Annotated in this window: 15 protein-coding genes; 3 read left to right on the top strand and 12 right to left on the bottom strand. The window is 46.5% G+C overall.

The window, feature by feature from the left end:
• The first annotated feature begins 192 nt into the window (after nt 1-192).
• Nucleotides 193-5,028 carry a LamG-like jellyroll fold domain-containing protein gene (locus MKX34_RS07660; protein ID WP_076297608.1) on the top strand — a complete coding sequence of 1,612 codons (4,836 nt, stop codon included), beginning with the start codon at nt 193-195 and terminating at the stop codon, nt 5,026-5,028.
• Between the two features lie 194 nt (nt 5,029-5,222).
• Entirely contained in the window at nt 5,223-6,137 is a 915-nt protein-coding gene (locus MKX34_RS07655; protein ID WP_076100540.1) for an ArsR family transcriptional regulator, read from the top strand.
• Between the two features lie 49 nt (nt 6,138-6,186).
• On the opposite strand, the gene MKX34_RS07650 is transcribed toward MKX34_RS07655, so the two are convergent.
• The 12 genes from MKX34_RS07650 to MKX34_RS07595 all read right to left on the bottom strand — a co-directional run bounded on the left by MKX34_RS07650 (nt 6,187) and on the right by MKX34_RS07595 (nt 22,315).
• Entirely contained in the window at nt 6,187-6,468 is a 282-nt protein-coding gene (locus tag MKX34_RS07650; protein ID WP_076297609.1) for a DUF6171 family protein, read from the bottom strand.
• A 12-nt stretch (nt 6,469-6,480) separates the two neighbouring features.
• Nucleotides 6,481-7,977, bottom strand: a complete 1,497-nt coding sequence (locus MKX34_RS07645) for an alpha-N-arabinofuranosidase (protein WP_076297610.1) — start codon at nt 7,975-7,977, stop codon at nt 6,481-6,483.
• A 108-nt stretch (nt 7,978-8,085) separates the two neighbouring features.
• Entirely contained in the window at nt 8,086-8,781 is a 696-nt protein-coding gene (locus tag MKX34_RS07640; RefSeq protein WP_339205399.1) for a DUF421 domain-containing protein, read from the bottom strand.
• 150 nt (nt 8,782-8,931) lie between these two features.
• Complete coding sequence (locus tag MKX34_RS07635; RefSeq protein ID WP_076147058.1) at nt 8,932-10,764, bottom strand: beta-galactosidase family protein; 1,833 nt, start codon at nt 10,762-10,764, stop codon at nt 8,932-8,934.
• 25 nt (nt 10,765-10,789) lie between these two features.
• A complete protein-coding gene (locus tag MKX34_RS07630) occupies nt 10,790-12,064 on the bottom strand; it encodes an alpha-L-fucosidase (protein ID WP_256717688.1) in 1,275 nt (424 codons plus the stop codon).
• Between the two features lie 115 nt (nt 12,065-12,179).
• Nucleotides 12,180-13,577, bottom strand: a complete 1,398-nt coding sequence (locus MKX34_RS07625; protein ID WP_076100552.1) for an extracellular solute-binding protein — start codon at nt 13,575-13,577, stop codon at nt 12,180-12,182.
• A gap of 141 nt (nt 13,578-13,718) precedes the next feature.
• Nucleotides 13,719-14,555: a carbohydrate ABC transporter permease gene (locus tag MKX34_RS07620; RefSeq protein WP_036675652.1), complete on the bottom strand. Its 837-nt coding sequence runs from the start codon at nt 14,553-14,555 to the stop codon at nt 13,719-13,721.
• 15 nt (nt 14,556-14,570) lie between these two features.
• Nucleotides 14,571-15,500 carry a sugar ABC transporter permease gene (locus MKX34_RS07615; RefSeq protein ID WP_051490863.1) on the bottom strand — a complete coding sequence of 310 codons (930 nt, stop codon included), beginning with the start codon at nt 15,498-15,500 and terminating at the stop codon, nt 14,571-14,573.
• A gap of 169 nt (nt 15,501-15,669) precedes the next feature.
• Nucleotides 15,670-17,253, bottom strand: a complete 1,584-nt coding sequence (locus MKX34_RS07610) for a response regulator (protein WP_036675653.1) — start codon at nt 17,251-17,253, stop codon at nt 15,670-15,672.
• Complete coding sequence (locus tag MKX34_RS07605) at nt 17,253-18,974, bottom strand: histidine kinase (RefSeq protein WP_076141357.1); 1,722 nt, start codon at nt 18,972-18,974, stop codon at nt 17,253-17,255. Before MKX34_RS07605 ends, MKX34_RS07610 begins: the two co-directional genes overlap by 1 nt.
• Before the next feature lie 67 nt (nt 18,975-19,041).
• Nucleotides 19,042-21,225 carry an alginate lyase family protein gene (locus MKX34_RS07600; protein WP_339204724.1) on the bottom strand — a complete coding sequence of 728 codons (2,184 nt, stop codon included), beginning with the start codon at nt 21,223-21,225 and terminating at the stop codon, nt 19,042-19,044.
• Nucleotides 21,194-22,315 (bottom strand): glycoside hydrolase family 88 protein, encoded by a 1,122-nt coding sequence (locus MKX34_RS07595; RefSeq protein WP_076297613.1) that lies wholly within the window; start codon nt 22,313-22,315, stop codon nt 21,194-21,196. The genes MKX34_RS07600 and MKX34_RS07595 overlap by 32 nt, the downstream gene beginning before the upstream one ends.
• 259 nt (nt 22,316-22,574) lie before the next feature.
• Here MKX34_RS07595 and MKX34_RS07590 point away from each other — a divergent pair, with 259 nt between their 5' ends.
• Complete coding sequence (locus MKX34_RS07590) at nt 22,575-23,837, top strand: TraB/GumN family protein (RefSeq protein WP_076104902.1); 1,263 nt, start codon at nt 22,575-22,577, stop codon at nt 23,835-23,837.
• The last annotated feature ends 89 nt before the right edge of the window (nt 23,838-23,926 follow it).

The raw sequence follows: 23,926 nt of genomic DNA, 5'->3' as shown, positions 1-23,926 counted from the left end.
AATGAGAGCATTATAAAACGTTTTCCTTGTTATGGTTTAGTAATACATAAATTAAAACCATTTTCATATACGAAAGCGTTTTTTTAGTAGCTATTTATGTAAGCGTTTTACATTTTTTTCAGTAAAAAAGGGAGGAATTGGAAAAATACGCGTGTACAAGCTCTACATCACTAGAATCGGAGGATCATACATTTGAGAAAAACTACTGGTAAACTAACCGCTTCCCTGCTTGCACTCACTCTATTAGTGCCTGCTCCATTAATTTCTGCAGCTTCTGCAAGCGATTCCAAATCAGTCGCATTATCCACTCAGCAACAAATCGCCGATTATTCCGGCCACTGGGCACAGAAGGATTTTCAATCTTGGGTAGATAAGGGCTTGATTCTGGGTTACGGAAACGGAATATATAAGCCAAATCAAGAAATCAACCGTGCAGAGTGGGTTACTCTGGTTAATCGGGTCTTTAATTTGCAGGAAAAAGCCGAAATTGGCTTCACGGATGTTTCCACGACAGGTGCTTACTACAGCGATATCCAAAAAGCAACCGCTGCAGGATATGTGACAGGATACAGCGATGGCACCTTCCGACCCGCACAGCAAGTAAGTCGTCAAGAAGCTGCAGTAATGTTATACAGACTGTTCCAACTCAACTCATCTGTTGGCACTTCTGCACCAAAAGATGCTGCTGATTTGCCAGAATGGAGCCAAGAAGCAGTATTGTCTTTACTTGGTGAAGGTTATCTGCAAGGCTACACTGACGGCAGCTTTAAAGGAACTCAGGCTGTAACAAGAGCGGAAGCACTGCGCATGATTGAGAAGCTGGGCGGAGAAATCACACCTAAGAGCGGAAGCTATTCGGGGATTAACACTCGGAATATGGTTATCAGCAGCCCAGGCGTAGAGTTGAAAAACTCCACAATCTCAGGGAATCTCTACCTTACCGAAGGTATTGCTGAGGGCGATATCACACTGAATAATGTCACTGTTAAGGGAAAAGTATTCGTTGCCGGTGGCGGTGAGAACAGTGTCGTACTAAGCGACTCCAATGCTGCTGAAATGGTAGTAGATAAGCATAACGGCAAGCTGCGCGTCGTTACTAGAGGCACAAGTGCTGTACCAAACGTACGCGTACATTCCGGTGCAATACTAGAGGAAGATGCATTAACGGGGGCAGGTTTCAGCCGGGTTATTGTTGAGAATACGCTGCCTAAGGATTCCATCCTCAAGCTGAAAGGAAGCTTTGATTCCGTTGAGCTTCAAGCGTTGGGAGAGCCTACACTACATCTGACAGCAGGCAGTATTGCTGAAGTTACACTGAAGCAAAAAGCCAAGCTGCGTGTAGAGGCAGGTACGGAAATCAAGAATCTAATCCTTGGTTTCAACGATATCCTAACCATCCAAGGCACGGGTAAGGTTATCTTTGATAGCAAGTACAGTCAGCTAATCCATTTTGAAACACCAACTCCAACGGCTACGGCAACCACTGGTACTGGTGGATCTAACGGCGGTTCTGTTGCTACATCAGCTCCGGAAGTTACAGCTACTCCGGCTCCAACTGCTACACCAGATCCAACGGCTACACCAAATCCAACAGCTACACCAAATCCAACAGCTACACCAAATCCAACAGCTACACCAAATCCGACGGCTACGCCTAGTCCGACGGCTACACCTAGTCCGGGAGCAACTGCACCAGCACTCACCAATGTCTCGGTACATGATCCATCGGTGGTTGTGGATAATGGAACTTATTATGTATTTGGCTCCCATATCGATGCGGCCAAATCAGATGATCTGATGAACTGGACACAGTTCACTAATGGTTATACAACACCGGGCAACGTGATTTTTGGTGATCTGTCCAAGAATCTGGCAGAATCCTTTAAATGGGCTGGCGAGAACGATTCGGACAGTAAAGGCGGATTCTCCATCTGGGCACCGGACGTATTCTGGAATAACGATTATAAGAACGCTGATGGAACAACTGGCGCTTATATGATGTATTACAGCGCTTCTTCTACTTATATCCGTTCGGCGATTGGCTACGCCACTTCGCAAAATATCGAAGGGCCTTATACTTGTGGAAATACCGTAATTTATTCCGGTTTCACCAAGGAAGAGGCTTATGACAGTGACAGTAAAGTAAATAAGAAATGGGACAATACAAATATCAAGGACCTTATCGGCAATGGAACGCTGGAAGGTGTCAATCCAGATTGGTTTAATGCAGGTGGTTTGTACCAAAACAAAACCTATACAAATGCAATTGACCCAACTATTTTCTACGACAAAGACAACAAGCTTTGGATGACTTATGGTTCATGGTCAGGTGGTATATTCATTCTGGAGATTGATCCAGCTACCGGAGAACCTAAATATCCAGGCAAAGATGGAAAGACCGCTGATGGACGTCTTATCGACCGCTATTTCGGAACCCATATTTCTGGCGGAATGACCAAATCGGGTGAAGGTCCGTATATCGTTTACGACAAGGATACTGGTTACTACTTCTTGTATGTAACTTACGGTGGACTTGACTCCAAAGGCGGTTACAGCATGCGGCAGTTCCGTTCAACAAATCCGGACGGCCCTTATACGGATGCAGCAGGACAGAATGCTGTTCTAACTACCGATGGTGACAACACACCATATGGTAATAAGCTATTAGGAAACTTCATGTTTACAAATCAAAATGCAGACCCGAATTTCCAAACGTATGGTTATGTGTCCTCAGGACATAACTCGGTACAATATGATGATGAAACGGGTAAAATATTTAACTTCTTCCACACTCGTTTCCCACTCCGTGGTGAAACACATGAACTTCGTGTGCATCAAATGTTCACTAACGAAGATGGCTGGCCAGTAACTGCCGTACATCGTTACACGGGTGAAACTATTGGGGCTGTAGCACGGGATAATGTTGTCGGCTCTTATCAGTTCGTTAACCACGGCAAAGATGTTTCAGGCATCATCAAACCCACAGTAGATATCGAGCTGAAAAGTGACGGAACGATCGCTGGATCGTTAACCGGAACTTGGGAATTGAAGGATGAGTACTTCGCTCATTTGCTTATTAACGAAACGGAAAATGGAAACACCGTACAACATCTCTACAAAGGTGTATTTGTGAAGCAATGGGATTCCTCACGCCAACAGCATGTTATGACGTTCACCGCAATGTCAGATCAAGGAATCACTATCTGGGGCAGCCAGATGGAATCGATGAGCGTTGAGCAGATTTTGAACAATATTGCTGCAGGCTTGAGTATTGGTGACACAAGAAAAATATACGATGACATCACCCTCCCTACGGAAGGCTTGCGCGGAGCAGAAATTTCATGGTCCTCTTCCAATGAGGCTGTAATTGGTAACAATGGTAAGGTTACTCGTCCTGAACTTGGACTTGGAAACGCTACAGTTGAACTGACTGCTACAATTAAGCTGGGCGAAGTCGCAGTAACTAAAACCTTCACCGCCGTTGTTATGGAAAAAAAGAGCACGCAACTGGAAGACGGCTTAGTAGCTGCCTTTGACTTTGATGGCGACCTTGCAGAAAATGGTGATCGTACAGCTGACGGCATAGTCACCGGAAATCTGATCAACAACACTGAGGATGGAGACATCACTTTTGAGGCTGGTAAAGACGGTCAGGCAGCCAAGTTTGATGGCAAATCCGGTGTTCGTCTACCTGACGGATTAATTCAAAGTAGCGCATACTCAGTAGGGATGTGGCTGAATCCATCCGAATTAAAAGCTTTTACTCCTGTATTCTTCGGTGCTAAAACCGAAACGAACTGGTTCAGTCTCCTGCCTTATGGAAACGGTGGAGCAACCACTAGACTCTGGTTCGGTAGCGATACTTGGCTGGATGCTGATACAGGCTTACAAATTCCAGTTAACCAGTGGACGCATGTAGCCTTCACTTACAATGCTGGAACAGTCAATATGTATGTAAATGGTGTATTGAAATCCTCCGGAAAAGGATTCACAGATATTTTTGATACAGAAGACGGCGTATTTGCTCTTGGTGTGAACTATTGGGATGCACCCTACAAAGGTTTGGTTGATAAATTCCGCGTGTATGATAGAGCATTGTCTGCGGAAGCTGTAGGCTGGCTTGTAAACGGTGAGCCTGATACGAACATCAAAGTAAGTAATATTTCATTCAGTGAAGCTGTTAAATCAGTAGCTGTAGGAAATACTTTCACCCCTCAAGTAAGTGTGCTTCCGACCAATGCCGGAAATAAGGCGCTAACTTGGAGCTCTAGCGATTCCAGCGTAGTGGCTGTTGACGCAGCGAGCGGAATAGTAACAGCACTAACTGTCGGTGGCCAAGCTGTAATTACTGCAACAGCGACTGATGGAAGCGAAGTTTCAGCCAGCTACACAGTAAATGTAACTGATGGAAAAGTAGCTCATTATGCTTTTGATGGCGACCTAGATGACTCCTTCCAATTGAACGGAAAAGGCGAAGTTACAGGAGCAAAAGTAGATAGCCCAACAGTAGGTAATATCACATACGGTAACGGTGTCCTCGGTCAAGCTGCAATATTCAACGGTACCTCCGGTATCCGTTTGCCTGATGGATTAATTGACAGCAATACCTACACCGTATCTATGTGGCTAAACCCTGAACAACTTACAGATGCAACAACTACTTTCTTCGGCGCTGCCACTAAAAATAGCTGGATTAGCTTCGTTCCTCAGAACGGTGGCGGTAAAACGTTGTTATGGTCCGGAGAAGCTTGGTATGATGCTATTTCTGCCATGAAGATTCCAGTAAATACATGGACACATGTTGCGTTTACGGTCAGCAATGGAACCGTAAAAGTTTACCTCAACGGAGTAGAGCAGTTCTCTGGTGAGGGCTTCCCGAATGTCTTTAAGAATAAGAATGGCGTTTTCGCTCTAGGCGTCAACTATTGGGATGCACCATTTCAGGGTATGATTGATGAACTGAAGATTTACAGCAGAGCGCTCAAATCAGATGAAGTACAGGCAGAGTATAGCTCGAACGTAGATTAAGCAAGACTTGATTTGAAAAGAGAGAGCGGAGCCACAGGCTCCGTTCTTTTTTTAAAGTCCCATATTGTAAAAAAAGCATTTAACTAATATAATCATTAACTATACGTCCGAGATAAACGTCGATTTTTATATTATTATTAATAAATTTCTTAATCATCGGCGATTAGCCCATAAATTTTAATTGGAGGCCATTTATGAAACTTGACCTGTCGGAAGAATCCCTTCCCGTCTATGAAGCTTTAGCCAGCTCAGTACGCCTACACATGTTGCGTTTGCTTGCCGAAAATCCTATGAATGTTAAGGAATTGGCCGCAGCAGTAAATTTGAGCAGCGCCATTATGACTATGCATGTGCGTAAGCTGGAAGCTGCCGGCCTGATCCAGACGCATATGGCACCTGGTCGAAGTGGTCTGCAAAAGATCTGCACTCTAGCTGCTGAAGGAGCAGAAATCACCTTTCCAGGCAGACAAATCAATGAGCGCAAAAGTTATCGTAAGGAAATTCCGGTTGGACATTATTCCGACTTCCTGATCGAGCCAACCTGTGGTCTTGCAACTACTGAGAAAGTGATCGGCAGTTTTGATGATCCCCGATATTTCTGGGATCTTGAGCGTATGAATGCGGGGATTCTTTGGTTCGGCAAAGGATTTATTGAATATAAAATCCCTAATTTCCTACTCTCCAGCCAGCATCCTGAGGAATTGATTATAACCATGGAAATTGCTTCCGAAGCACCTTCCATTAATAATAATTGGCCTTCGGATATCACATTCACTCTGAACGGAGTGAAGCTTGGATTCTGGACAAGTCCCGGTGACTACGGGGATAGCCGTGGTAAATATACACCAGCCTGGTGGCCAGCACTCACGAACCAATACGGCTTGCTCAAGCAGCTGCGCATTACAGCAAAAGGTACATTTATGGATGGTTTGAAGCTTTCAGAAGTTACCCTTGATCAAGTGAACATCCGTGACAAACAGTGGTCTTTCAAACTTTCCGTAGATGAAGATGCCGAGCATATTGGCGGGATCACTCTTTTTGGCAAAGGTTTTGGAAATTATAATGAAGATCTAATCGTTGAGTTGTTCTATACGGATAACCAAGAATAAAGCCGCATTCACCTCCCATTGGAGAGTCGAATGCGGCTCTTATTTTAGCTTAATTCTTTTCGATAAAGGGGCCCCACAAGCCCCCCCCGGGCAATGGACAACTACGTTCCTTAAGCTTGGCTACTACGGGGATGACACAACCACAAGCGACGCAAGTTACCCCTTCGTGCAGCTTAGGGCAAGTCCCACAAAGGGCAACCCGTTCAGCATAAACCTCATCTGGAACACAAAACTCTGGCTTAAACATGGAAGAAGACAAGATACGATTAATCTGCGTTGGCGTAACTTTATAATCCTCTCTGCATCCCTTGCATGTTGATGTTGTTGACATGGTAACACCACCTTAAGCCTTCGGCGTAATCTCCAGCACAGTTACTGACATTGGAGGCAGTTCAACATTAAGAAGATCGCCCTCCAGAGTAAAGGCAGTGAAGGCTTGCGGCACTACTGCCTCCGGTTGGCTGAAGGTATTGTGAGCATCAATTTTGTCACCGGCAAGTGTTGTGCCTGTCACTTCAACCTTCTTCCCGGAAAGACCACGAAGCTCGAGTGGTACAGTAGCAGAAGCTGCATGGTTCAAGTTGCAAAGGCTGACATGAATGATTCCAGAAGCAGTTACGGAAGCCGAAGCAGATACTTCAGGAATCTCACGGCCTTCAAAGCTGTAAGTGCCACTTTCCAGTGCCAAATCCAGCAACTCCGCATCCTGATGGACTTTAAACATATTGAACACATGATACGTAGGAGTCAGCACAATCTTTTCCCCTTCGGTCAATATAACTGCCTGAAGTACGTTAATCGTCTGCGCAATATTTGCCATCCGTACCCGGTCACTATGTTTATGGAAAATATTCAAGGTCACGCCTGCCACAAGAGCATCCCGAATTGAATTTTGTTGATACAGGAATCCTGGATTCGTTCCCGGCTCTACATCATACCAAGTTCCCCACTCATCTACGATAAGACCTACTCTTTTATCCGGATCATATTTATCCATAATAACGCCATGTCTGGTGATCAGCTCATCCATGCGAAGGGCTTTCTCTAATGTACTAAACCATTCACTCGTTTCAAAGCCTGTAGCTGCACCTTTATTCTCCCATGCTGGACCAGGAATTGTATAATAATGCAGAGTAATCGAGTCCATAAAGCGTGTTGCCTCACGCATCAGAACCTCCATCCAGTGATAATCATCCACGTTAGGACCACAAGCAATCCGGTGAATACGATTGTCCCCGTAATTACGTACATACGTCTGATATTGGCGATAAAGATCTGCATAATATTCTGGACGCATATTCCCGCCGCAGCCCCAGTTCTCATTCCCCACGCCAAAATAAGTCACAGCCCAAGGCTCTTGATGGCCATTCTGCTGGCGAAGCTCGGACATTGGAGATACGCCTCCAAAGGTTAAATACTCCACCCATTCGGACATCTCTTGAACGGTACCACTGCCCACATTACCGTTAATGTAAGGCTCACATTCCAGCATCTCACATAATTCCATGAATTCATGTGTACCAAAATGGTTGTTCTCAACCGTTCCGCCCCAGTGAGTGTTGATCATACGTTTACGACCTTCACGGGCTCCGATACCATCTTTCCAGTGATATTCATCCGCGAAACAGCCGCCTGGCCAGCGAAGTACAGGAATTTTAATTTCCTTAAGCGCTTTCACGACATCATTACGAATGCCGTTGGTGTTAGGAATAGTTGAATCTTCTCCAACCCAAATCCCTTCATAAATACAACGGCCTAGATGCTCAGAAAAATGTCCGTAAATATTTCTGTTAATCGTCCCTTTGCGAATGTCAGTATTAAGGATCGCACGTTCTGCCATGGTTAAATACCGCCTCTCAACGTTTATATTTTTATTAACTAATTAATAATTATATAAACATTATAAGATGCTGCTTAGGTATCCGTCAATCTCCAATATGAACAAAAGCTATTCTTTATCAATAGGTTTCTTTATCCCGTCTTCATAATAGTCAAAAATGAGCTGCTGCTGCGTTCCTCTTACCCCGTAAAACACATCAGAAATTTGTTTTCCCTTACGTCTTAACTCGTTCTCCAGCCACTCGTGGGTCAGGCTATTATCCTTAAGATTATCTGCAAGCACTATTCCATCCATAATCAATTCAACGGGAAAGCTCTGAGGAACGGACAACAGCTTTAGATCTTTTCGGGTAACATATTGGTACTCTTGTTTCTTTAATACAGACACCATTCCGTTATCTTCCAGCACAGCGTATTCTACTACCTCTAGATTAAAGATTTCCTTTTCTCTCAATGCCTGATCCAAAGAGTCCAACGAATACCTTACCTTTTTCATATTTTGCTCAAGAATTTTCCCATCCTCAATAAGTACAGTGGGTGAACCTGAAATCCAGCTTCTCATTTTACGACTTTTTAAAGCGATGACAGATAGTATAAAAGATGTAACGGTAACGACTATAAGCGCCAGGATCATGTAGGAAGAATGCAGCTGTTTATTAAACGCCAGGTTCGCGGCTATTGAGCCCAATATAATACCCGTCACGAAATCGTGGAAGGTCAAGTTAGATAACGTTTGTTTTCCCAATATTTTGGCGATCAGCAAAAGTATGATCATAGCAACAAACGCCCTAAGCACAATGTCCATATACACCTGCATCTCTAATGCTCCCTTCCTATTCAATCCTCCATTATTCACATACCAAGGTGAAATGAAACGTACCCCGGAGATTTTTATAGACGTCAAAAAGGCTCTGGAAGGGTTCTAACGAACCGCCCCAAAGCCCTAGCTGCGAATCTACAAGTTATCATCCTGCACAAAATTCAACACGGCGTCATCGACGGCCGAAGTTCTTCCCAGATCAGGAAGGTTCACAAGCTCAATCTCGCAAGTCTCCGCACGGCCATGCAGCTCCAAAAGAACAAGTTCATTGCGCCCCTTGCGCAGCAATGGGCCCGGGATATATAGGGCGCGTTGCGGCCCTGCGTTCCAGTAGCGGCCCAGATTAAAACCATTGATCCAGGCGACCCCTTTATTCCATCCATCGAATCGTAGAAAGGTATCGCCAATCTCCTCCGCCTCGAAGCTCCCCCGGTAGAATCCGGGCAGACCCGAAAGGGTCGCAGTTTGCTGCTTCTCCACCGGGTGCTTCTTGTACGCTAGTGAATCCAGCTGTTCCTGTTCCAACGGCAAAGTACGAATCGTCCAGTTATATTGCAGCTGGTTATCAATCCGAACCCCGTCCAGAATCCCTTTCGGATCGCGAATGAGCGGCCCGTAATTGATTCGTCCCATGTTCTCGACGAGGATATCCAGCTGCGCTCCCCCAGCGGGGATGGAAAGTTCCAGTGGCAGCGGATTCCAGCGCTCAATCACCCCAAGCACCTGTCCATCCAGGAAGACCTGCGCCCGATCGCGCACGCCCTCGATGTAGAGTTTCTGTCTAGAGCGCGGCCCTTTCACATAAGTGCTGTACAATATAAAACCATAGGATTGTCCGAGCTTCTCCATCGGCTGTACACACACGCTGTTCACCGTCTCTGATAACTTCTCCAGATTGGAAGCCGTGAATAGTTCCGCTCTTTCCGTCAAAGCGACTTTCCCGTAAGAAATCTTCGGAATCGGCTCAGGGAGTGGACAAGTCGGGGCAAATCCATGGTTGCTGAGTACCGACCGGACAGCTTCAAATTTCGCCGTCGTATCTCCCCATTCCGTGAGCGGGGCATCATAGTCATAGCTTGTAGTCGTTGGCTCGTAGGTGACGATATGATTCGCACCATTATAGAAACCAAAATTGGTTCCACCATGGAACATGTACATATTAAATGAGGAGCCCTGTGTCAGAATCTCATCCAGAACACCTGCTACATCCCCGGCATCGCGTACATGATGATCCTCCATCCAGTGATCAAACCAGCCGTTCCAGTATTCCATCACCATAAGCGGCTCTTCAGAGCGGTATTCCCGATATTTGCGGAAGGATTCCTCTGTACTGGAGCCGAAATTGACTGTCGCATGCACATCCTCCAGTGTTCCGCCGAGCAACATCTCATCGGTTGGCCCGTCGGAAGTAAATAGCAGCACATCGATCCCTCTGCTGACCAGTCCATCACGCATATAGCCCAGGTAGCCACTGTCATTACCATAGCTGCCATATTCATTTTCTACCTGAACGGCCAGAATTGGTCCGCCGTGTGTGGAGAGCAGCGGAACCAGCAGAGGAATTAGCTCATCGTAATAACGGTCTACCTTGCTTAAATAAAGAGGGTCACAGCAGCGAAGCTGGAGTTCCCCGTAAGCTAGCAACCAGCCCGGCAGGCCTCCGAACTCCCACTCCGCACAGATGAATGGACTCGGTCTGACAATAACATGAAGCCCAAGTTCACCAGCCAGTTCGATAAAAGATACCACATCGGCCATGCCATCAAATACGAACTCCCCTTCTTTAGGTTCATGTATATTCCAGGCGATGTAGGTCTCCACGGTATTGAATCCGCAGGCTTTCAATTTCAGCAGCCGGTCTTTCCAATATTCAGGCACAACCCGAAAATAATGAATGGCTCCTGATACGATACGATAAGGCTGTCCGTCCAGCAAATAGTGTCCGTCGTTCCAGGTGAGCAGGCTCATTATCGACAACCTCCTTTATTAATATTTATTCTAACGATTCCCCGCAGTGGTAGACGGCAAGCCGTCTGATCTTGGGGCTTGCAGCAGCTTCTGACACCCGTAAGCGGATTTTCTCTGCGACAACCGGAGGGAAGGCGTCGATTTTCTTATGGCCAATCGAACTGCCACGCTTCAACTCCAGCCACGCCCCGTTGCTGTACGCTTCCAGCATATATCCTTCTACTCTTTCGCCGTAAGCGATATCCTCCATAATCTCGGCATGATCAATCACAGTAGCTGCTGGCAATTCCAGTTCAACAATATCTCCAGTACCTGCTGTTACCGCCAGAACCTTGTCAAATCTGCGTCTTATCTCCTTGCCGAATTCCAGCAGCCGCTGCACATCAGCCTCCGGAAACAGCCCGCGGTTGTCAGGGGCTACATTGAGCAGCAAAGTTGCCCCATGTCCAACCGAACGATAATAAATATCCATTAGCTGCTCCAGAGACAGCAGCAGATGCTCCTCCTCAGGATGCCAGAACCAGCGGTCTTTACGGATGGGCACATCGCATTCCGCAGGCACCCAGCTCGGCGTTCCGGGGAGCCAGTTCAATGAAGCTTCACTGAACATGCTACCCCGCGCAGAATTTGCAGTGTTCCAGCATGGATAAGGAGCAACGCCATCCTCATTGCCAACCCAGCGGATCGTTGGTGCCCCCATATTAAACACCATGGCGCCTGGCTGGTGGCGCTTGATCAGATCCATAATCCGCTGCCAATCGTAATTGCGGCCCTCCGACCCTGCGCCGTCGAACCAAATTTCCGTAAGCGGACCATAGCCCGTAAGCAACTCTTGTAATTGCAGGGCATAGAAATCATCGTACGCTTGCGGATCTGCATAACAGGGCTCATGTCTGTCCCACGGAGACAAATAAATGCCGAAGCCAACTCCAAGTTCACGGCAAGCCTCCGCGCATTCCTTGACGACATCGCCGCGCCCTTCTTTCCATGGGCTAGAAGCCACAGAATAAGTACTTGTCGCAGTCGGCCACAAGCAGAAGCCATCATGATGTTTAGCTGTCAGTATAAAATAACGGAATCCAGCTTCTTTGGCTGTACTAACCCATTGGTGGGCATCCAAATGAAGCGGATTGAAGACCGCAGGTGAATCATTGCCTTCTCCCCACTCCTGATCGCAAAACGTATTGATGCCAAAATGGCAAAACATCCCCAGCTCCAGGTCCTGCCACTCCAGCTGTTCCCTAGAAGGCAGCGCCAGTTGCTCTTCCGGCTTGTTCTGTGAAAATCTGCTTTCCATCATTTCTACATTCTCCCATATGTTTGTGTAGGCCCAATATATAAATAAGGCTTTGGAAAGCCAGTTGATGACCTTCCAAAGCCCCGTCCACAACTTGTGATACTTGCTTATTCCCTATTTATTTGATAACACCTTTTTCGTTGATGATTTTTGTCGCTTCATCAACCATCCATTGCTGCACCTTATCAATCGATTCATTTCCAAGCATAAATCTGCTGAAGCCGTCATCGATTATTTTGGTCAATTCGGATGTTGCCGTCGTCATCACCTGCGCACCATCAAGGAACTGAATTGCACTATCAAAGAGTGTATATTTGAGTGAATCCATATCATACATATCCTCTTTGCCAGCTACCAGTTTGGTCAGCAAGGCTTCATTATCCGCTTTTTTATAACCGGAGAATTCCAGTCTGTTATCACTAACAGCCGTTGACATAAATCTCATCAGTTGGAAAGACGCCTCTTTGTTCTTCGAAGTAGCGCCCATCGCCAGCATATTGCCACTGGTGAAGTATTTGCCCTCGTATTCTTTTGGTTCCGATCCTGCCGGAGGCACCGGTACCGGAGCAAAAGCTGTCTTGAAATCATGCGGATACTGCTCAGTATTGCCCGGATCAGCAATCGTCCAGTTACCAGCCAGAATCATAGCGGCTTCTTCATTAAAGAATTCCGTGCGGTAATTGAGCTTAGCCGCTAAAGCGTCTGCATAAGTTTTCGCAGATTTATCAGCAGACTCCATATCTTTGCGCAGCTGGAAGAAGTATTTATAGGTTGGATCCGCGAAAATGGTCGTCCCGTCATCATACACGAATGGATCTTTCATCATCGTTTGGGCCGGAGCGTTCATATACAACTCCCAGGTGTGGAAGTATGTGCCGTAACGTTTGTCTACGCCTTCACCTTTGGTCAGTTTTTTAGCATAATCGCGGTAGTCATCCCATGTCCAGCCAAAAGTAGGTACAGGCAGCCCAGCTTCATCCAGTGCATCTTTGTTCAGCATTACATAGTTGCTGCTCTTGGTATATTGCATCCCATAATAGTTGTTGTCTACCTTAGCATTCACATAATATTCATCCTCAGGAACGAGGTTATCCTTCTCATAGAATTCATTCAGCGGGGCAAGTGCTCCCCGGGTCGCCCGTTCAAGTACGCCTCCAAGGCTTGGTACCTGAACAACGTCAATCGCTTCGCCGGATGAAATCAGGAAGTCGAGTTTCTTCAGCATCTCCACAGAATCACCGGGAACGAGTGTCACATGCTCTACCTTGATATTTGGGTTCTGATCCATAAATTCCTGCAGCATGGCATCCGTGCCTGCTGATTGGGCTTCATTGTCCCAGTTGTAATATTTGATGGCGACTTGCTTGTCCACCTTGGTGTTCCCGGCATTCGTACTGGCTTCAGCACCGCCATTCTTCTCTGAATTTCCGGAATTTCCACAGGCGCTTAACGTTAAGGAAACCGCCAGCATGGAGCCTAGTACAACGGATAATCTTTTTTTGCCCTTTGTTTTCATTTTACTTCCCCCCGCACTGAAATTTAAGTATAGTGCCTTGTTCATTTCTTATTATAGGCACCCGCTGTACAAGCCAAGTGCACAATTTTGCTGTAGTAGGATCACATTTTTGACTTTTACCCTCTTTTGCATACCCGCAAGTCAGCCCTTTACGCCCCCCAAGGAGATTCCGTTAATGACTTGCTTTTGCAGGGCAATGAATACGATGACCAATGGGATGATCGCCGAAACGGCTGCCGTCATCATAATCGCATAGTTGTTCGAATAATCGTCCCGGAACAGTGTCATACCGAGTGGGATAGTGTACAGATTCTTGTTTAGCAAGAAGATCAGCGGATTCTGGTAGTCATTCCAGGTCCAGATAAATTTGATGATCGCCACGGTAGCGAGCACCGGCTTGCAGAGCGGAACAATGATAGACCAGAATATCCGCAAATGGCCTGCACCATCAATTCGTGCCGCTTCAATATATTCGTCGCTGATACCAATCATAAATTGCCGCAGCAAGAACGTGAAGTAGATGGAGAACATACTCATTAATACGATAGCAGCATGAGTATCATAGAGGCCGAACCAACGAATCAGCAGAAAACGCGGAATCAGCGTGGCCTGGTCAGGAATAATCATGAACGACAGCAGCGCCAGAAAGACCATATTCCGTCCTTTAAACTTGATTTTGGTCAAGGCGTACGCCGACATAGATGAAATGATCAGTGTGATGCAGGTTGTAATAATCGCAACTTTAAAGGAGTTTAAATAGAAATGGGAGAAAGGTACCCGTCCCATCCAAACCATCTTGAAATTATACGCTACATTGATCTTCTCGGGAATCCATTGGATCGGGAAGCGCATTACATCTTTTTCATACTTGAAGGCTGCGGAAATCATCCAGATCAGCGGAATAAGAAACACAATGGACAAAGCCCCCATGATGCAGGTAGTGATCACTCTGGACATATTTTTTCTAATCAGTTGCATGTTAATCTCCCCCCTTTATTCTTCATTTCTCATTTTCCAAGTGGCTGCGGTAATCAAGCCGATAACAGCGAATAGCAGCCAGGAAATTGCAGAAGCGTAGCCCATGTTGTAGTATTTGAACCCTTCCTCATAGATCCTGAACACAAGCACGGTAGAAGAATTATTCGGACCGCCTTCGGTCAAAAAGGCGATGATGTCGAACACCTTAAACGAGCCAATCAGCATGGTAATAAGCAGGAAAAATGTAGTCGGACGCAGCATCGGAACTGTGATGGCAAAGAATTTTTTCAGCGCGCTGGCGCCATCTATTTCGGCGGCTTCGTAGATTTCATCGGAAATATTCGTCAAGCCAGCCATATAGATAATAATGGTGTAGCCAAGACTCGCCCAAGAACTGATAATAGCAATGGATAACAGTGAGGTCTTTGGATCAACTAGCCATTTCGGAGGGCTGGAAATTCCAAACTCCATCAGCAACTGATTGATCGGTCCAAGAGACGGATGGAACAATGCACTCCATACGGCAGCTATCGCAATAATCGAAGAAATATAAGGAATAAAGAAAGCCACTTTAAAATAATTTTTGAGGAACACACTGTTTTGAATCAATGCCGCGAGCACCAGCGCAATCGCAATCGGTATCGGCACGGTCATAATCATATAAAAAGCATTGTTCTTCAAAGCTTGAATGATACTCGGATCATGGAACATTTTGATATAGTTATCCAATCCGATGAACTCGATTCCTTTGACTCCCGACAATAGATCCCATTTCGAGAAGCTCAAATAAAGTGAGAATCCAAGCGCAAATACATTAAGAAAAAGCATCCCGACAATTTCCGGTGCCAAAAACAGCCACCCGGTTAAAGCCTCTTTCCGTTGCGGAGTCCAGAATTTCCGCTTCTCTTGCAGAATTTTTGGCACAGGTTGTTTTGCAGCCTCCACGTTGTATCACCTCGACAATTTGATTTGTCATTATAGTAATACATCCGCCTTCCGCAAGAAGGAGTGATTATGACCCGGAATGTGCAAGATTTTGACCTTTGTCCGCCGACAACAAAAAACCGCCCTAGAGGGGCGGCGGGTCTGTTCATATCGTTAACAATTGTGCTTCTCAGCGTACCGAATGTTTGGATTTATATTCGCTTGGCGTAGTTCCTACATATTTTTTGAACACTTTTGAAAAATAGGTTCTGTCCGAATATCCCAGGCCGACGGCCAGCGACTCCAGGTTCTGGCTGGAGATTTTCAGCATTTTGGTAGCGACCTTCATCTTGTGCTGATGTACATAGTCCGTAAAGGTCAGGCCAGTCATGCGCTTGAAATAACGCGAAAAATAGCTTGGATCCAGAAACAGATAACGTGCCATATCAATTGAGGTGATATTATCGCCAAGATGCTGGTCGATATACTGCTGGATAAGCTGCAGCTTGGGCTCCTGCGGAGAAGCTCCTGTCACCTGCTGTTTGCTGCCTGTAATCTGTACAAGCTTTCTTTCCACCAGTTCCATCGTATCTTCAAGTGTGCGGGTCTGCACGAGATAGACGAACAGATCCTCATCGAACATCAGGCTCGTAAACATTAACTCGATGCCGCGGAGCATAAAGGATAAATCCCGGGCGAAATCGCCAGGATGAATAGACATAACTTTTGCAGTCCTAGCGATTTCCTGTAGAGTGCCACGGATGGCTTCAAGGTCTTTTTTAATCACGGCCCGTTCCATCTGCGGGATATAGCTGTCCAGAAATCCTTGGGGTGCAGGCTGGAAACGTGGAGAAGCGATTTGCAGAGTATCCAGAACCGTGTAATCCGCACTTGCATAGAACTCGCATTTGTCCTGAACAATCTGCCGATGGATCTGGCCAATCGCCTGTAGCTCCATTTTCTCTGTGACGGCAATAATGCCCGGTTGAATCTTTAAGAGATGGGAGCATTCGGAACACAGCCGCTGTAAATAATCGTGAAAATGAAGACTGGCATTCTGCGCGAGATTCACACGGTAATTATATAGAATCACAATATTCTTTTGCTCCAAGAAAGGCGTAATCCCTTCACATGTTTCGGACAGTTCCAAGGCTATATTGTAAATAGCATATAAAATAAGTGGATACTCACTCTGCTTGTATCGCTTGTCGAAACTGGAAAAATGAATACTAACCGTGCCCAGCATAAACCACGGATACGTCCAGGATATGCCGATTTGCGCCGCATAAGCCAGTGTGGTTTCGGGCGGAGCACCGCCAATCACCCTTTGCAGCAGGTTCTGCCGGAAGAGCTGGCTGTTGTAGCCTGTCTCCCCATGGCTGATCAACCCGATCTTCGACTTAAGCAAGTGTACGGACTTGGCAAGGCTTTTCTCCAGTTGCTCTTCTGTAAGCTGGTCCTTGATTAAATAATCATCTACTTTCAGCTTTACCGCCTGCTGAGCATAATGGAAATCCTCATGACAGGTCAGGAAAATAATTCTGACCTCCGGCTTCATGCGGGTGAAACAATCGGCTAGCTCAATCCCGTTCTTTTGCGGCAAACCAATATCCGTGATCACAATGTCAGGCTGCACTTCCTCAAACATTAATAAAGCCTTGGCACTGGAATAGGTGCTGCCGACAATCTGCAAGCTATGTGCCTCCCAGTCAATCATCTGCTGAAGCACTTTGAGCATAGGAACATCATCGTCTATGAGCATCACTTTATACATCAATATCCCTCTCTCTCTGACAGATTAACCTGATGATTGCCTTGCGGCAAATACAGAGAAACGGACACCCCACCCTGCGGCAGATTATGCAGCGACAAGCGGGTATCCTGCCCATAGGTCAGCCGCAGCCTTTGAACTACGTTCATTAACCCGACTCTTTGATAAGCTTCATCCTGTTCATTGTCCTTATACAGTAACCTGCGGTTCAGGCCCGCCAGAACTTCAGCCCCTGCACCGCAGCCATTATCTTCAACTTCAATCATGATCCCATCAGGGACCGTTCGAGAGCGAACGACAATACGCGGTGCCGGGTGGTCAACCAATCCGTGGACGATTGCATTTTCTACAAGGGGCTGCAAAATCAGCTTAGGGACGATGAGCTTCTCTGTATCCTTTTCCAGATCGACCTCCAGTTCAAGAGGGATTTCATTACGGATCTTCATAATATCGATATAATGGCCAAGCAGTTTGCATTCTTCCCGCAAGGTGGCCGGTTCATTGACCTTCAAATAGGCCCGGAGCAGACTCATTAATGAATCGATGATCCCGCTATGCAGCTTATCTTTGGCCAAAATAAGGCTACATTTAATCGAATTCAACGTGTTGATCAAAAAGTGGGGGCGAATCTGCATAAACAGCGCCTCCAGCTCCATCACCCTCTTCTGTTCCTGCTCCAGCTCGATGTCGTGAATCAGACCTTGCAGCTGGTCCAGCATAGTATTCAACGTCTGCCCCAGCTCAGCGATTTCATCCTTGCCCTTGACCTCCAGCCTGACATCAAGATTCCCCATCCCGAACTGGCGCACAACGCGCTGCAGCTTCATGATCGGACTATGCAATCTTTTGGCAATCAGCATGGAGGTAGCCGAAAAGACAATAAATAAGAGGAGTACCAAGCCAATGCCACTATAAAACGTCCGCGAGATCTGGCCCGACCATTCTTTCTCCGAAGCTTCATAGATCAGCTGCCAATTAGATTTGTCGATAGCTCTGGCCGTACGAACGCTTCCTCTTGCTTCCTTGCCTTCTGGAGCCAATTCTGAGTTCCCAGCGATCAAGCCTCCTCCAGAATCAAATAACGCAACCTTGCCAAATTCGACGGGTCCGAGCAATTTATTGAAATAGGATTCAGGAATTGAGATAAGCAGCACGGACACCTGCCGTTTCTCCCGGCTGTCATAGATAACTCTGGCAATATAATAGCTGCTGCTTTTACCAGAACCGCTGTCAGCCATCCCAAGCCATTGCAAGGTCTCCGGTTCGTGAATATTGACACGGCTCATCAGCTTGTCCAGGTTGGCATTGATCACGGATAAATTCTCAGTCCCAGAGGAGATCACAAAGTGTTTCCGGTTGACCAAATACATGCGGATATTATTATTCAACGGCTTAGAGTTGATGAGCGAAAACACATCTTGAATTTGCGTAAAATGTACGTAATCCTGATAGCTATTCAGCCGCTCTGTATCCGCAAAAGACTTCAGATTAGCGCGGAAATTGGTATCGTTTACAATAAAATGGGAAGCGAACGTCACATCATCAATAGTTTTGTTTAATTCGTCAATCATAACGTTCAGGAAGTTATCGTTGCTGAGCTGCAGCTTCTCTACCATCGTATCCCGGATGAGCACGAAGGAAATGATCGATACTGCAATCAGAGGGATAAAAATCAGCAAAAGAAATGAAACCTGGATACGTCTATAGTAAGTGAATTTGAACATGTTTTCTCCGCGCCTCTCTCATGCTCTTTTCTTTTATTCTATCAGCCCGTTGTCCAGTATTCATACATTATCTGATTACCGTGACCTTCTTTTGACCGTCTGCAGAAACAATAAGCACTACTTCTCCAAAAATTTGTACGCCTTCCACTACATAGGAATCTAAATGACTGGATGGAATCTCGTGGCTGATCACGATAATATGCTCCTCATTCCTTTCGGGGAGGATGATGCGGCAGGCCTCCGCGTGTGCAGCAGCCACCGGTTCACCTGTATGGCGGTAAATCGGCACCTGTTCGACCAGCGGACAGAACAACTCACCCGAAGACTGCGGGTACAGCACCTGCATGATCGAGACCGTCCCTTTCCCCTTTCGGGAGTACACAGCATACTGATTGGGTTCCAGCAGATTATATTCGCGGGAGATTACCCCAGCAGCAACCCTGCCCTGAAGACCCTCAACATGAACAGGAAGGATACAAAGATTGGCTTCCCGCTCATTTTTTGTACGGCATATTAGCGTTCCATCTTCCATCTGAACCGCTCCGGGTGCAAAATGAAAATGCTGAGAAAATGTATGCTCCTGCCGGGAACTGAAGCTGTCCACCAGAAACCAGTAAAAAGGCTTAATAAATAGGATCCGCCTTAACGGGTAGACCGGATCATCCCAATGACGGTAGCCGTCATGGCTGCCCTCTACATAATCAAAGTCCGGATGGCTGATCCATTGGCAGCCCGTTGGCTTCGCAATCTGAGAGAAGGACCATGTATCCGTGACTTCGGTAAATCCAATTCCGTCGACAGTGGTCGTATTATGGGCAGCGCTTTCTTTTAACGCTTTTCTAAGTGGTGTATGATCACTATAGTTGTATCTGCCAAGATCGGTAAGCAAATCCCGCCCATAAGCATACAGATCGAAATGTAGCAGATCCGCGTGCCCATGTCCACCCCCAAGCGGTCCGCAGTGAAAATATAGGTACAAATCCTGCTCGTCCCAGCCCGTTCGCATCACATAATGGCCTGAATGTGCATAGGAGCGTGACAAGTTTGGCGGTAGCTCCGCAGTCAGCCGCTCGTAGCCCTCAACTCCATTTATCCCAAACAACCAGGCATTGTCATAATCCATTTGATCGTATCCGCCAAAGCGGAGTACAGCATCCTGAAATAACCAGCCCGCATAAGTCAAAAGCGAACGGATATCGCTGTCATCACTATCGCCAAGCATCGGCTGCCGGTGATTCGGCTTGGCCCAATATAATGAAGCGGCAGCCATTTGCTGAACCTTTTGCTGAAACTCATCCTGAAGCTCCACTCCATTCAATCGGGCTAAACGGATGCAGTCGAGAAAACATACCAAAACCTCATGGTGATAGGTGGGCGATTGCTCCCAGTGGATGCCGTCCGCCATAATCTGAATTCGAGCTGTCTCTCCCAGTCTCTCCTTACTGAGCTGTCGCCAGTTATTGGCGCTAGTGAACTCAGGGAAGTAGAGCACAGTTTGGAACAAACCACAAGTCTCCAGCACCCCCCAGTTGCTGATCTTCTTCCAGCCCGTAAACGATAAAGCTAAATATTGGCCGTGTTCATGCAGAGATATCATCACTTTGGCCAGCAGCGCCGGTGTGAGCAGTGGACTATCCTGTATATAGGACAACGCTTTGATCCAGTTAGCACAGCGAAGGCCCGTTTCAATTGTGCGCCATGTCAGCGTATCATTCGTAGGCTTGTCTGGAACGGGGTTACGGTCTATCCAATCTTCAAGCTGGCAGCAAACTGCTCTCGCATAATCCTCTTTACCTGTTATCGTATACGCTTGTCCTAATGCCACCCAGTAGCGGTGGCGATTCAGCATATAAGCCCATTCTACATCCTTGTCTGGAACATGACGCCAGTCAATTTCTTCCTCAAAGGTAACCGGAATGCGGCTGCGCTCCATATCCCAGGGAAAACGAAAGAGAAACGTCTGCTCCACAACTTCATCCGCTGTCTTCATTACAGCTTCCAGCTCGTCTGCACAATAGCGCTGCACATAGTCAATAAGCTGCTGCTTCCGGTTATCCTCTATCCGCCAGCCCGGCGTGCTCCGGCGGGTCAAATACCGATGCAATTCAGTCAGCGCATCGTCCTGCCGCGCTTGGCTAAGTGCATTCTTCACCAGAGCTAAAGCGGGCAACTCAAGGTCGAGCAGCGCAAAGACGGCATAGGGGGAGATTTGTCGGCCATCAGCGTTCATACCAGTACCCCTTGTTGCCATTTTGCAGCCGCATCAATGCTTCGAGATAGAAATAATCTCCCCAGATCATGAAGTCATCTGGAGACAGATCGCCGCGCACATGGTAAGAACCATGCTTCAGCAGCCCCTCCGCCTCTTCACCGAACGTGGAATAGTTCTGTACAAGCGAAGTCATAGACTGCACTAATCCCTGCTGAAAATAAGCCCGTTCGGGATCCTCCCCATCCATTAGCTCCAGCAGTTCCTGTAGTCCAGCTGCTACTATTGCTGAGGCCGAGCTATCCCGGTAAGTATCCGGAGACACCGGAGCATTAAAATCCCAGTAAGCGACATGATCCTGTGGCAAATGCTCCAGAAAATAGCGGCCCATCCGCTTGGACGTTTCCAAAAACAACGGATCTTTGGTATAGCGGTATGATAACGCAAAACCGTAAACGCCCCAAGCCTGCCCGCGCGTCCAGGTCGATCCGTTAGTAAAACCCTGGTGTGTAGCGCCGCCAATCGGCTCTCCGGTCTTCGGGTCGAAGAAAAACGTATGGTAAGAGCTGTCATCTCCCCGTACCAGATACCGTCTCGTTTTCTCCGCCTGCATGACCGCGACCTCCCGGTATACGGAATCACCGGTCTGTTGTTCGGCCCAATACAAAAGGGGAAGATTTAACAGACAATCAATAATGATGCGCCCGCCTTCCTGAGCATCCCCCTCCGGTCCCCATGCCTGAATATAACCGCCAGCTGTACGCCAGCGCTTCAGCAGCAGGTCTGCCGCCTGCAATGTCAGTTGACGCGCTGATTCGTCTTTATCTATAATCCACTGGGCTTTAGAGGATAACGAATACAGGAAGCCAATGTCGTGATGATCAAGCACGGTCTTTGCCGCGAAACGGCGGCGGAAATCTTCTACGGTATGGGATGCCGCAATACGGAAGCTGTCATCCCGCGTATATTCATAACACAACCACAACATGCCGCTCCAAAATCCGTTAGTCCAGTCGTCGTTGTTATTGAGCTGATAAGTTCCATTCCTGCTGACATGAGGGAAACTGCCCCCGAACCGGTCTATGTTCTTACGTACCTTCTCTATCGCATCTTCAATCGCACTGCTCCACATAAGTTCCTTGCTCCCTTCAGGCTCTTCGTTTCTTACGTTTCATGATAAGGAGAGTGAACAGGATCTAATAGGGGCGATTTTTGCTTTGATGTGCATTATTTTGACTTTTGAATGACGTGAAGTACTGTAAGTTTACTTTCCAATCATAGGCATCAAATCAATATAGTAACAAAAGGTATAACTGTTTATGGGAAAATACGTTAAAATCAGAGAGTGACTTACATCTTTCATTCTTTTTTAGAAACGGAGTGTCCTATTAATGAAAAAGCTAGGTGCATTATTTTTATCCATTTTCATGGTTATGTCTGTCTTTACCACTGCGCATGCTGCTGAAAAGCCTGTCGGTGTATGGATTGATGGAACCGAAATAAAGTTAGGCGATTCTAACCCTGTTGTAGAAAAAGGAACGACCCTAGTTCCTATGCGTCCTCTGCTAGAGAAGCTTAATGTAAATATTAATTGGAATAAAAAAACCCAAACCGTAACAGGGACCAAAAATGGACTGGCCCTCTCACTGACCATTGGCAGCACAACTGCAACGGTAAATGGGGAGAAGAAAAAACTAGAGGTGGCTCCTAAGACCATCAACAATGTCACCTATGTTCCTGTCCGCTTTATAGGAGAAACGATCGGCTATAAAGTGGAGTGGAGTCCAGCGCTGCGCACCATCACTTTTGTGGCCAATACTCAAGCTGCAGGAAGCACCGGATTCTTATGGAAAGTGGAGAACAAAGGCAACACCGTTTATCTGCTTGGTTCTATCCATGTGGCTAACGACAAAATGTACCCGCTGCGTCCGGAGATTGAAGCTGCTTTTGAAGCCTCGCAATATTTAGGTGTCGAAGTAGATATCTCTAAGATTGATCAAGCTGAGATCCAAAAGTTTATTTTGGAAAAAGGCTCCTATACAGATGGAACCAAGCTCAAGGATCATGTATCCGCAGATACCTATAACAAAGTGACTCAACTGCTAAAAGCAAATGGTCTGGCGGAAAATGCATTCGATTCCTTCAAACCGTGGGTCGTTACCCAAGGTGTCTCAAGTCTACAGATGCAAGTTACAAGTTATACGGCGGATACCGGCATTGATTTATATTTTTTACAAAAAGCAGGCAAGCTGAACAAACCTATTATTGAGCTGGAAAACACACAATTGCAGCTGAATATGTTCGACCAGTTCTCAGATGGATTGCAAGAAAAGCTTCTTGTCGACACACTCGGCAGCCTCAATCAAACGGACAATACTTCCGCAGCAGCTTCACTGGATGCACTATCCCAAATGTGGATGCAAGGTGATGAGCAGTCGCTCGTAGCGATGACAAAAGCGGTCGCGCAAGAGCCAGAGTATTATAAGGGCCTGGTTTCGGATCGTAACGTCAACATGGTGAAGCATGTAAAAGAATATTTGAATAGTGATAAAAAAGCGACTTACCTTGTCGTCGTTGGCGCGCTGCATATGCTCGGTGACGATGGTATCGTGACCCAATTGCAAAAAGATGGCTTTAACGTCGTCAAACAATAATTGCTTTAGCTAAAATAAACAAGGCTGTCTCTTAGTCATCGTAGATGACTAAGAGATAGCCTTGTATTTTACTTTTTTTAGCTTAATTT

It is taken from the genome of Paenibacillus sp. FSL R5-0636 (genome assembly GCF_037974255.1).
Lineage (GTDB): Bacteria > Bacillota > Bacilli > Paenibacillales > Paenibacillaceae > Paenibacillus_AQ > Paenibacillus_AQ odorifer.
The sequence above is the reverse complement of the archived record's forward strand: the minus strand, read 5'-3'. Positions and strand labels throughout refer to the sequence as shown.

What these genes read in the sequence shown, in the direction of transcription:
- MKX34_RS07640 (WP_339205399.1), bottom strand. Translation starts at nt 8,781, where the DNA reads ATGGACATTGTGCTTAGGGCGTTTGTTGCTATGATCATACTTTTGCTG.
- MKX34_RS07655 (WP_076100540.1), top strand. Translation starts at nt 5,223, where the DNA reads ATGAAACTTGACCTGTCGGAAGAATCCCTTCCCGTCTATGAAGCTTTA.
- MKX34_RS07650 (WP_076297609.1), bottom strand. Translation starts at nt 6,468, where the DNA reads ATGTCAACAACATCAACATGCAAGGGATGCAGAGAGGATTATAAAGTT.
- MKX34_RS07625 (WP_076100552.1), bottom strand. Translation starts at nt 13,577, where the DNA reads ATGAAAACAAAGGGCAAAAAAAGATTATCCGTTGTACTAGGCTCCATG.
- MKX34_RS07620 (WP_036675652.1), bottom strand. Translation starts at nt 14,555, where the DNA reads ATGCAACTGATTAGAAAAAATATGTCCAGAGTGATCACTACCTGCATC.
- MKX34_RS07645 (WP_076297610.1), bottom strand. Translation starts at nt 7,977, where the DNA reads ATGGCAGAACGTGCGATCCTTAATACTGACATTCGCAAAGGGACGATT.
- MKX34_RS07590 (WP_076104902.1), top strand. Translation starts at nt 22,575, where the DNA reads ATGAAAAAGCTAGGTGCATTATTTTTATCCATTTTCATGGTTATGTCT.
- MKX34_RS07630 (WP_256717688.1), bottom strand. Translation starts at nt 12,064, where the DNA reads ATGATGGAAAGCAGATTTTCACAGAACAAGCCGGAAGAGCAACTGGCG.
- MKX34_RS07635 (WP_076147058.1), bottom strand. Translation starts at nt 10,764, where the DNA reads ATGAGCCTGCTCACCTGGAACGACGGACACTATTTGCTGGACGGACAG.
- MKX34_RS07605 (WP_076141357.1), bottom strand. Translation starts at nt 18,974, where the DNA reads ATGTTCAAATTCACTTACTATAGACGTATCCAGGTTTCATTTCTTTTG.
- MKX34_RS07595 (WP_076297613.1), bottom strand. Translation starts at nt 22,315, where the DNA reads ATGTGGAGCAGTGCGATTGAAGATGCGATAGAGAAGGTACGTAAGAAC.
- MKX34_RS07610 (WP_036675653.1), bottom strand. Translation starts at nt 17,253, where the DNA reads ATGTATAAAGTGATGCTCATAGACGATGATGTTCCTATGCTCAAAGTG.
- MKX34_RS07600 (WP_339204724.1), bottom strand. Translation starts at nt 21,225, where the DNA reads ATGGCAACAAGGGGTACTGGTATGAACGCTGATGGCCGACAAATCTCC.